The sequence below is a fragment of the Bradyrhizobium sp. PRIMUS42 genome, assembly GCF_023006515.1.
Classification (GTDB): Bacteria; Pseudomonadota; Alphaproteobacteria; order Rhizobiales; family Xanthobacteraceae; genus Bradyrhizobium.
The window spans coordinates 1-2,564 of the sequence record NZ_JALBGZ010000817.1; the positions used below are offsets into that span (position 1 = coordinate 1).

The following is a 2,564-nucleotide window of genomic DNA, read 5'->3' on the forward strand; positions in this document are numbered from 1 at the left end:
GGCGCTCGAACGGCTCGACGATGCCGGGGCCGGTACCCCAGGTGACGTGAAAGCGCGGCACGGAATTGCCGTGGCCCATCGCGTCGTAACCGCCACGCTCGGCCCAGCCGACCACGGGAAAGATGCGATGGCCCATGGCCCGCAGCCATGTGCGCTTCTCGCCGGCGGCGAACGCCACATAGGCCTCGGCCCATTGCCGCGGCCAGAAATCCTCGTCGCGGTCGAAGCCCGCGGCACCGATCCAATCCTGCATGGCCAGGTCGAAGGAATCCTTGATGCCGAGCCGGCGCTGCTCCGGCGAATCGACCAGGAACAATCCGCCGAACGACCAGAACGCCTGACCGCCGAGCGACTGCTCGCCTTCCTGGTCGACCACGATCACGCGCTTGCCTGAGTCGGCAATCTCGGTGGCGGCCACAAGACCCGACAGCCCCGCGCCGACGACGACGACGTCTGTTTTCTCAGCCATGCATTTCCCCCTCCATGAGTTCCCCCCTGTAATTGCCCGGATTGAAGCCAGCGGTCGTAACTGAGATCAAGTGTGTGGCGCGCAAGACATCGTTAACTTGTTCCACTTTGGGATAGAGACCTGCCGAGTGCAGCGCGGACGCAACACTGGATTTGAATTTGTTTTGAGCGAGCCGGCCTGCCTAGACAAAACCTCGGTTACGACAGACGCTAGCCGTGCATCACCACCTGACACGCAGATTCGAATTCGACCGGGGCGGGGGCCAATGAAGTTTCTGACGGGGTTGCTTGCGGCGGTTCTGTTGATCGCTGGCATGGGGGCTTCTCACGCGGTGGTTCGGATCGCGGATGACCGCGGCGGCCGGATTGGAACCTACGTCGACAAGTATCAGGACCTGCGTCAATCAGGCGAAACCGTCATCATCGACGGCCTCTGCGCCTCCGCCTGTACGATCGTCCTCGGCGCCATCCCGCATGACCGAATCTGCGTGACCTCGAGCGCGACGCTTGGCTTCCACGCGGCCTGGGATTTCGGGTCCAACGGCCGTGCCGTCACCAATGCTGAAGCGACCCAGATGCTTTATGCGATGTATCCCTCGCAGGTGAGGCGCTGGATCAACCAGCGCGGCGGTCTCACCCCGCACATGCTGTTCCTTAAGGGCAAGCAGCTCCAGGCCATGTACAAGCCCTGCTACCTGGATGCCCAAGCCTCGGCGATCAAGCCGTCGCGCCGGCCTCTCCCGCAAGCGGACCAGATCGAATCCGCCCGGGGCCAGCTCCTGCACTGACATTCTCGGCCTGACAGGATCGTTCTGGCCCGCCGGCGGCGCCTTGCCCGCAGGCGGGCCGAAGCCTATCTGAAGGTTGGGAACCCGGGCTTTTGCCCCCATCATTGCCATGGCTCAACCAGTGCATCCGGCACATCGCCTACAGGACAATTCGCCCACTGCCGGCCGGACGCCATCCGTGCTGCTGTGGGCGGGCGTGGCGATCGGTGGATTGCTGGTGCTCGGCGCGCTGGCGCTGTGGTTCCACTACGGTACGCAGATGTTCTTCGAAATGATCAGGACCGGTTTCGCCGCCTGCTTCTGATCCGCGACAGGAAGTTTTCCGCTCATGAGTTCCGCCGCCCGTCCGCTGGTGATCGCGACCGCCTTCGCCGCAAGCCTTGTTGTCGGCCTCCTGATCCTGTTCTGGGCCATGGGCGGGGTCAGCAAGGTGGCGCAGCCGGCAGCGATCGGCGGCCCGTTCCAGCTCACCGACCAGAACGGCAAGGCCGTCACCGACAAGAACCTGAAGGGCAAGCCGACCCTGATCTTCTTCGGCTACACCCATTGCCCCGACGTCTGTCCGACCTCGCTGTTCGAGATCTCGGAGGTGCTGCGCGCGATGGGCAAGGACGCCGACAAGGTCAATGCCGTCTTCATCTCGGTCGATCCCGAACGGGATACGCCGGCGACCATGAAGGAGTATCTGTCGAGCTTCGATCCGCATCTCGAAGGGCTCAGCGGCGATCCCGCCGAGACCGCCAAGGTCATCACCTCCTATCGGGTCTACGCCAAGAAGGTCCCGACCAAGGACGGCGACTACACCATGGACCACACCGCGCTGATCTATCTGATGGACCGCGATGGGAGGTTCGTGTCGCCGTTCAACCTGAAACGCACGCCCGAAGAGGCGGCGGCGGATTTGAAGAAGTATCTCTAGGCATTTGGCAGAATGATCGGGCGGCGATCTCGATGAACCTCTCCCGCATGCGGAAGAGGTCGGCGCGAAGCGCCGGGTGAGGGCTCTTTCCTTTGGGGGACTCTCCCTTTGTCGAGACACCCTCTCCCCGGCCCTCCCCCGCAAGCGGGGAGGGAGGGCACCTTCGCCATGGCCACATTCCGCACTCGCGTTCCCGGCGGGATGGTCTATAACGCCCTCCGATCCCAATGAAATTCGTTCATTTCCGGCCGATGGCTCCATCGCACCAGGCGAAATCGTCTAATTCTGCCCGCGGCTTGCTGACCGGGCTGGCCGTTGCCGCGTGCCTGGTCATGGGCTTGGGCGCCGCAAACGCTCAGGCCCCGGCCAAGCGGCCCCCGGCGGCACCT

Annotated in this window: 4 protein-coding genes; 3 read left to right on the plus strand and 1 reads right to left on the minus strand. The window is 63.8% G+C overall.

Annotated elements, in window-relative coordinates; translation table 11 throughout:
- Window positions 1-469, minus strand: a 469-nt coding sequence (locus MOV75_RS34110; RefSeq protein ID WP_247007533.1) for an FAD-binding protein, incomplete at its 3' end; no start/stop codon positions are given.
- Window positions 470-734: 265 nt separating this feature from the next.
- On the opposite strand from MOV75_RS34110, the gene MOV75_RS34115 reads away from it, so the two are divergent.
- The 3 genes from MOV75_RS34115 to MOV75_RS34125 all read left to right on the plus strand — a co-directional run bounded on the left by MOV75_RS34115 (window position 735) and on the right by MOV75_RS34125 (window position 2,175).
- Complete coding sequence (locus MOV75_RS34115) at window positions 735-1,256, plus strand: hypothetical protein (RefSeq protein WP_246931271.1); 522 nt, start codon at window positions 735-737, stop codon at window positions 1,254-1,256.
- Between the two features lie 109 nt (window positions 1,257-1,365).
- A complete protein-coding gene (locus tag MOV75_RS34120; RefSeq protein WP_247007534.1) occupies window positions 1,366-1,560 on the plus strand; it encodes a hypothetical protein in 195 nt (64 codons plus the stop codon).
- A gap of 24 nt (window positions 1,561-1,584) precedes the next feature.
- Entirely contained in the window at window positions 1,585-2,175 is a 591-nt protein-coding gene (locus MOV75_RS34125) for an SCO family protein (RefSeq protein ID WP_246931272.1), read from the plus strand.
- The last annotated feature ends 389 nt before the right edge of the window (window positions 2,176-2,564 follow it).